We start from the raw sequence: 7,572 nt of genomic DNA, 5'->3' as shown, positions 1-7,572 counted from the left end.
TTGCCGACCGCACGTTGTTGCGGCTCTGGGCGGCTTTCTGATTGCGCGGCCTGAGGTACAGGCGCTTCGGTAAACCCACAGGCAACGCCGTCCCCGTCCGGGTCATTGCGCGTGTGGTACCCCGGCTGACCTTCCCGGAAAGGCCCGATGCCCATGGCCTGCGTCGCGTCACACCCCGCCAGCGCGATCAGGTGGATCACGGCCTCATCCCGATTATACTCGGACACCCGAATGAAAACGCCCACCGCGATCAGCACAGTCGTGAGGGGCAGCAACAGTACCATAATCAATATGCGCACCGGAGACAGCGCCTGTCGGCGCGTGGCCTCAGCCCGCTGGTGCCGACGGGTTGATCTTGGGTTCAGGTCTGACGTGTCCTGCGTGGGTTTCTTGAACAGCATGACTGGGTCTTACGATGGATATGTGGCAAAGCCGAGGCAATCGGATCGAAAGGTTGGCGGGCCACCGATTTACGCTTTAGTGTCACTGCCAAACCATGATTGCGAGGTCTTGCCACACTTTGACCAGTCCCTACCAAACTCCAGACGAAATGGTCCGCGCGCAGGCCAGAGAGCTTTTGGAGCAGGCGCGGTTTGCTGCGTTGGCTGTTTTGCACCCCCAAACAGGTTTGCCAACGCTGTCCCGTATCGCATTGGCCACGGATACAGATGGCTGCCCTGTCACGCTGATTTCGTCGCTGGCCGAGCACACCCAAGCCCTGAACGCCAATCCCAATGCTGCGCTGCTGGTCGGAGAGCCCGAAGACAAAGGCGACCCGCTGACCCATCCCCGTCTGACGCTGCACGCTGTTGCGCACTGGGTACACCGGGACATGCCCGGCTACGACCCGTTGCGCGATCGGTATCTGAGCCTTAGGCCCAAGGCAAAGCTGTATATCGATTTCGCAGATTTCAGCTTTGTCAGGTTCGCCGTCAAGGATGGGTTGTTGAACGGCGGTTTTGGCAAAGCCTACCGCCTGACAGCAGAGGATTTCTAACGGTCAGCGCACCACATGCACAGCGCACCCAGCATGTCGCACGACGTGTGATGCAGTTGAACCCAGCAGCAGATCCTGCATGCCCGGTCGGTGCGACGCCATGATGATCAGGTCGGGAGTGTTGGCTTCGGCCCAATCCAGAATTGTGCGGCCAGAGTGCCCTTCGATCACCAATCCACGCGCATTTGGCAACTGCGATGCCAATTCATCCAATTCGGTCTGAATCGCCTTGCGGGCTTCGGTCAGGTATTCGGGCGGCATGTAGGAAATCGCATAGTTCGGAATATGCTCGACCACATGCAGCAATGTCACCTGCGCGTCCGGTGTCGCCAACAGCTGAGCCAGTTTCAAAGGCCCGGAGGTGTCTCTTTCAGCATCGAATGAGATAGGGACAAGAATGTTGTGATACATAGCGTGAGCCTCCGTTTTGCAGGCTCACTTTTAAACATACTGATATTGCAGACTTTGATTCAGGTCAGGAACGTCAGAAAGTCTCGGCCACGTCATACATGACCGGTTCAAAGCTTTTGCACAATTCGTTGATCTTGCGGTTGCGGTCGCGCATTTCAGGCGTCCTCAACATAGCCAGAAAATCTTCGCGCCTTTCCCATTGCGAGTAATTGGCGATTCGGGTTTGTGCGTCGTTTACATGCAGGCCCGCGGACACGAATCCCGGCTGCTTTGAGATGAATTCGGCATAGGCATCGGTCAAGGCTTCCAAAAGGTCCTGACACGTGCCCGGCGTCATTTCGAAGGTTGTGATAACTGTTTGAACACTGGCGTCTTTGGCGATTTTCGGCATCGGGATTCTCCATTTGCTTTTCTCAGCCTAGCATACCGAAAACAAACGTCGCCAATTTCCTTTTTGCAGAAACGGGTCACCCGAATTCGGATGATCCAAAAGATCTTACCGTTCCATTCGGATCAAAGCAGTGACTTCACCTTTGACACTCTCAGGCCATCGCAAAAGCAGACTATTGCCCAACGCGCCCTGTTCGACCTCGACATGCGGCGCGCTGAACACGTGATTGTTGAACACACCTGAAAGTGCCCCTATGGCTGTGACGCTATCGCAGCTGCGTGCCTTGCCGTTAAACGGCAATTGCCCGCCTGATGCGACCCACCACAGAGTAGACACCGAGCCTTGCACATGTCGCACGCGAAGCGGATGCGCGGACTTCGCGGTGACGCCGTGGTAGGTATTGTTTTGAAAAGTGACGTTCGTGTGCCTGTTGTTGTTGAGATCCGCAAAAGACGCGTCCACCTTTTCCGCCCGATCTATCGAACCGCTTGTGGCGCGGAACTTGTTACCCGTCACAGTCAAACCATTCAGGAAATGACCGGCCCCATAAGGCCGCACGACGATGTAGCTGAACCAGGATGGGGCTTGGCTCGAATAAAAAATGTTATCGGTGATGCTCATGGCACTGAACGAGAACCCGCTGGTGAAAGCGGGCGACGCGTCCCGCTCATTGGTCCACTCGATGAAACAGTTATCGACATAGTTCTCGGCAATGGTGGAACTGTTATACGTGCCAATCATGATCAGCCCTGCGGTGCGAACGCCTTGCGGAATGCCATCACCTTGGAAAAAATGATTGCCGAGAACCATGTTGTTGTCACCGCCCAGAACGGCAAAGTGTTTAAAGCGCACGGCGTGGTTGTGGCGCAGTTTCACGTCGTTCGAATTGGTGTTCAGCCCGATTGACGATCGATCCGTCACTGGCAAGGACTCTTCCGCTGACAGAAACTGACAATTGTCAATCAGCATGCCTTTGCACCCTGTCGCAATCGAGGTGATCCCCCGGTCTTTTGGGCGGCTGACGAAACAATCCTTCAACTGGAATGTGCCCCCCGACGCCGCCAGCCGAATGGCGCTGCATCTGCTGTTGCACTGAAATTCGATCTGCTCCATGCCGAATTTACGCAACGTGTTGAAGCCGCTGAAGTCCAGAAGGTATTTAAACGCGTGGAACGTGAACGTCTGCGTACCCGACGCATCATAGATTGGCGCGTTCAGGATGATCTCACCAGCACCAACGTTCTTTGACCGCACATAGATTTCGCGGCCAACACCACTGCCCTGCACCAACGAGCCTACAGGAATATTCGCAACATTGGCCACATTGGTCAGTCGGGTTCTGTCCGAAGGATCATAGGTTGCCACCGATGTGAAGGTTTCGGTATCCCAGGCCGTGCTGCTTTTGACATCGAACTGACCGTTGCGGATCACGCGGCGGGTGGAAAAGCCTTGTTTGTTTGGAACCGCCGCAGCCATATCTATCGGGGCCGTCACCGAAATCTTGCGGCCGCCCAGATCCAGCGATTCATGATCCGAATTGTTCAACAACGCCTGAAACGCCTTTTTGAAAGCAAACTCTTCATCACCGAAGGCCGCAATGTAACTTGGCAGATGGAAGTCTTTGGTCAGCAACAGCATCTTGTCATCCGGCATCGTAACAGTGCCTTCAAACTCCATCTCAGAGGCCATACTGGTATTTTCCGCAAGGTGATAAGTGCCCTGCGGAACGTAGACCCGGCGCCCGCCAGCGGCCTGATCCGCGGCTTCAAACGCTGCGGAATCGTCCGTAACACCGTCACCGACAGCGCCATAATCCCGAACATCCACCAGACTGATCATTTCACGAAGGAAAACATTTGTGACATCGGAGATCTCAAGATCATCCACGCGCACGAGGGCACCATTGGCCCCTTCGATGTCTAAACCGAAATGTCCGTACAACGCGGCAAGACCCCAAGGCATATCCACACCCGGGCGCTGGCCAGTGCCGACAATTGCCGTGATTTCATGCACTGACCCATAACCTGATAGCTGAGTGGCCGGCCCTTGCTCTACAACGCCAGCTACATGCGCATCCCCTGCACCTCCGGCCCAAGCGGCAATTCGCACCGAAGGTAATGGCCCGCTAATCGCTTTGACACGCGCTTTGATCTGCAGATAGCAGCCGGGCAAAATCGGCGTCTGTCCCATATAACGCAGCTGTTGTGTGGTGTTCACTTTCAGAATCTCAAGACAGCCACCAAAATCCGCATCCGAAGGGGCAAAAACTCCGGTTCCGGACCCGCCGTAAGTGGGTGAGCCGGGCGTACCGTCCCCGGCAGACCAGACTGTCAGACCATTCGCGAATTGAGGCGGCATGAACACGATGCCGTCGGTGATTGCCTTGTTCATTGAAATCCCTTTCTCAATCGCGTCGCGCAGGTCATGCGACGCGTCCAAACCCCGTGTTCAGGTCCACCCCGAACGCGAAAGTCTGAATACCGAAAGGGAATTAACCACGGCTCATCTCACCGTGACGGTGGTGTTGCTTCAAGCCGCAGGGTCAGCGTTACCCAACAATTGAACGCCATTTATTTTCCAACCACCGTCCAACGGGATCATTTGGTAGTCCAAAATGTGAACACGCCCATCGCCGTCGGTGATCATGACTTTCTGCCACAATGACCCGGCAATCTCGCGCAGTTCCAGAAAGCGTACATCAGCAGGCCGCCAAACCATGGGATACCCATTGCGGACCATAGCTCCAAAGTTGTCTGGATTTTGGAAAAGACGCTGAATGTTGGGGCTGGCAAACGTAAAGGCCGTCGCGAAATCATCTGCTTTGAAGGCTTGTATCTGTGCCGCGATGTTCGCTTCGATCTCGGAACTTTGAGCATACGCGCCCGACGCCAGTCCGGCACTCAAGGAAAGAGCAAGCAAAAATCGACGCATGGGGCCACCTCCTGCAGTTAGGGTAGCCCCAGACCTGTTCAGGTCAAATCAGACCAGCTCTCCGGCCAGCGCCTTGTCGATCAGCGCAATCGTCTCGGGCACACCATACAGCGCGATGAATCCTCCGAAACGCGGACCTTGCGACGCGCCAAGAAGCACTTCGTATAGGGCTGTGAACCAGCCGCGCATCGGGTCGAACCGCTCGCGCCCAATCGAGTAAACCACCGATTGCAGGGCTTCATCCTCGGTGGGGCCATCATAAGCCTCCAACGCGACTTTCAGTGCCTCCAGCGCTTCGCGTTCCTGATCCGTCGGAGCGCGGTGCTTTCGCGTCGGTTTGACGAAATCGTTGAAGTAGCGCACGGCAAACCCTGCGGCCTGATCCAAATCAGGATGGCTTTCCGCAGTCGCCTCTGGCGCATAGCGGCGAATAAAGCCCCACAACGCCTCTTTGTCTTCTGCGCCAGACACCGATGCGAGGTTCAGCAGCATCGCAAACGGCACAATCAGCGTCGATTCAGGAACGTCACCGCCGTGAATATGCCAAACCGGGTTGTTCAACTGCGCCTTCAGATCCTGCCCCGGATAGGCCCGCAACTGCTGATGATACTCATCATAAGCTTTCGGGATCACATCAAAATGCATCCGCTTGGCCGTCTTGGGCTTTTGATACATGAAATAGGCCAAACTCTCGGTCGGCGCATAAGTCAGCCATTCATCAATCGACACGCCATTGCCGGACGATTTCGAGATCTTCTGACCGTTTTCATCCAGGAACAGCTCATAGCTGAAATGCTCGGGCGCGCGACCACCCAGCGCGCGGCAGATCGAGTCATAGATCTTTTCGTTCGTCGCGTGCTCTTTGCCGTACATCTCGAAATCGACACCCAGGGCAGCCCAGCGCGCGCCAAAATCCGGCTTCCATTGCAGCTTCACATGGCCGCCGGTTACAGGAACGGTCCATTCCTTGCCTGTCTCATCGTCAAAGGTCACTGTGTATGTCTCAGCACAGACCTTTTTCATCGGCACATACATGACCCGCCCGCTTTCAGGGTGCAGCGGCAGGAAAATCGAATAGGTCTGCTGGCGCTCTTCCCGCAAACTCTTGAGCATGATCGCCATGATCTCATCATAGCGTTCAACTGCACGCTTGAGAATTTCGTCAAACTGCCCGGACTCGTAGAACTCCTTGGCCGAGTAGAATTCGTACTCAAACCCAAACGTGTCGAGGAACCGTCGCAGCATGGCGTTGTTATGCGCACCAAAGCTGTCATATTCGCCAAACGGATCCGGCACCGAGGTCAACGGGCGCTGCAAATGTTGTTCCAGAATCTCCGGGTTCGGCACATTGCTGGGCACCTTCCGCATTCCGTCCAAATCATCCGAGAAACAGATCAGCTTGGTCGGAATGTCAGAAAGCACTTCGAACGCACGCTTTACCATTGTGGTCCGCGCAACCTCACCGAAGGTGCCGATATGCGGCAGACCTGACGGGCCATAGCCGGTCTCAAACAGAACATATCCTTTTTCCGGAGCCGCCTTCTGATAGCGTTTGAGCAACCGGCGCGCCTCTTCAAAAGGCCAGGCCTTGGACGACATCGCGGTTTCACGCAGTTCAGACATTTCAATGTGCTCCATCGGGGAAGGTGTTCTGGTTGCCCCATGCAACCGGACCGGCCCCTCCTATTGTGCCAGTGCAGCATGAGTCAATAAAGCAGTGGCCCGTTTCCTACCCTAACTGACCAGAAACCGGTGTTTCCCTATGCTCAAAGGGTTAAAGCCTCCTGCATTATTCCGAATATTCGGACGCTGTCTTCAGTGGGCCCGAAACGCAGGTTTCACGGCTCAGCCTTACTGAAGCCACAATGATGGGGCGATCATACTCTCCGAAACAAAAAAGACACGGGCCGCACGCTCTGGTTTAGCCTGCATATTTCACGGGCTTCTCAGGCCATGTATGACTGGGGCGAGATCAGGGACCTTCCCGGACCAGAGGACACAAGATGCGACGCGAAACCACCAATCTGATCCGCTTTGTGCTTGAAGACATCGTGCCGCCAATCTTGCGCGACAGCGCCGCCTTTCACTGGCTTGCACGGCGGGTCTGGGGTGAACATATCACCCGGCTGGCGGCATTCCGCGAACGCGCACCTTTTCTGACAGACGAAGAATACGAAACCCTGTATCGCGACCATCCGCGCGTTCATGACGGAACCGACAATTCCGAAGCCTGCATAGAGCGGATCGCCAAAGACATCGTGGGCGAAAGCATCTGCGATGTCGGTTGCGGTACTGGCGTTCTTCTACAGCGTATCCGAGCCCAGCGCCCGGACATAGCCGCCATGACCGGCGTGGATTTTGTGGTCGACGATGCGGAAGCTCTGGACAACATCACCTATGTCGCCGCGCGGATTGAGGAGCTGCCCTTTGACGACAACAGCTTCGACACCGTTATCTGTACCCATGTGATCGAACATCTACTCGATTATCGCCAAGCGATAGCGGAACTGCGCCGGGTCGCGCGAAAGCGTGTCATCATAGTGGTCCCACGCGAGAGGGAATACCGCTACAGCTTCAATCCGCACTTTAACTTCTTCCCCTACACTCACAGCTTTTTGCGCGCCGTACATCCCAGCCCCAGCGTACATGTCTGCGAAGATATCGGGCGCGACATCTACTATTGCGAAGATCGCCCTGTGGATCAAAGCAACGAAAAGCCCTTAAAGGACCAGGCGGCATGAGCGCTACCGCGCCAACGGTTCTGATCTGGACAGGCTTGCTGCTGACACCTGTCATGATTTCCGCCGGTCAGGTGTTGTTCAAGCTCGCAGGCGGGCGGATC

Annotated in this window: 8 protein-coding genes; 2 read left to right on the top strand and 6 right to left on the bottom strand. The window is 55.6% G+C overall.

Going from position 1 to position 7,572, the window contains the following annotated elements; translation table 11 throughout:
• Positions 1 to 401 (bottom strand): excalibur calcium-binding domain-containing protein (locus AC2FNU_RS22875; RefSeq protein ID WP_496793105.1); only part of this gene is annotated, 401 nt, incomplete at its 3' end.
• Between the two features lie 149 nt (positions 402 to 550).
• Between AC2FNU_RS22875 and AC2FNU_RS22870 the strand changes: the two genes are divergently transcribed.
• Complete coding sequence (locus tag AC2FNU_RS22870; RefSeq protein WP_496793100.1) at positions 551 to 997, top strand: HugZ family pyridoxamine 5'-phosphate oxidase; 447 nt, start codon at positions 551 to 553, stop codon at positions 995 to 997.
• Positions 998 to 1,000: 3 nt separating this feature from the next.
• Here the strand turns inward: AC2FNU_RS22870 and AC2FNU_RS22865 are convergent, their stop codons facing one another.
• From AC2FNU_RS22865 to AC2FNU_RS22845, 5 genes are all read right to left on the bottom strand, one after another.
• Positions 1,001 to 1,408 carry a universal stress protein gene (locus AC2FNU_RS22865; protein ID WP_480800886.1) on the bottom strand — a complete coding sequence of 136 codons (408 nt, stop codon included), beginning with the start codon at positions 1,406 to 1,408 and terminating at the stop codon, positions 1,001 to 1,003.
• Positions 1,409 to 1,481: 73 nt separating this feature from the next.
• The gene (locus AC2FNU_RS22860; protein ID WP_171093509.1) at positions 1,482 to 1,799 is read right to left on the bottom strand and encodes an antibiotic biosynthesis monooxygenase family protein; all 318 of its coding nucleotides are present in this window, start codon (positions 1,797 to 1,799) and stop codon (positions 1,482 to 1,484) included.
• 105 nt (positions 1,800 to 1,904) lie between these two features.
• Positions 1,905 to 4,190 (bottom strand): glycosyl hydrolase family 28-related protein, encoded by a 2,286-nt coding sequence (locus AC2FNU_RS22855; RefSeq protein ID WP_496793091.1) that lies wholly within the window; start codon positions 4,188 to 4,190, stop codon positions 1,905 to 1,907.
• A 138-nt stretch (positions 4,191 to 4,328) separates the two neighbouring features.
• Positions 4,329 to 4,730, bottom strand: a complete 402-nt coding sequence (locus AC2FNU_RS22850) for a DUF4864 domain-containing protein (RefSeq protein WP_496793088.1) — start codon at positions 4,728 to 4,730, stop codon at positions 4,329 to 4,331.
• A gap of 48 nt (positions 4,731 to 4,778) precedes the next feature.
• Entirely contained in the window at positions 4,779 to 6,353 is a 1,575-nt protein-coding gene (locus AC2FNU_RS22845) for a lysine--tRNA ligase (RefSeq protein WP_496793085.1), read from the bottom strand.
• 380 nt (positions 6,354 to 6,733) lie between these two features.
• Here AC2FNU_RS22845 and AC2FNU_RS22840 point away from each other — a divergent pair, with 380 nt between their 5' ends.
• A complete protein-coding gene (locus AC2FNU_RS22840; RefSeq protein WP_496793082.1) occupies positions 6,734 to 7,471 on the top strand; it encodes a class I SAM-dependent methyltransferase in 738 nt (245 codons plus the stop codon).
• The last annotated feature ends 101 nt before the right edge of the window (positions 7,472 to 7,572 follow it).

Source organism: Ruegeria sp. BHSB064, from assembly GCF_059613205.1.
Note: the sequence above shows the minus strand (reverse complement) of the source record. Positions and strands in the feature narration are given on the sequence as shown.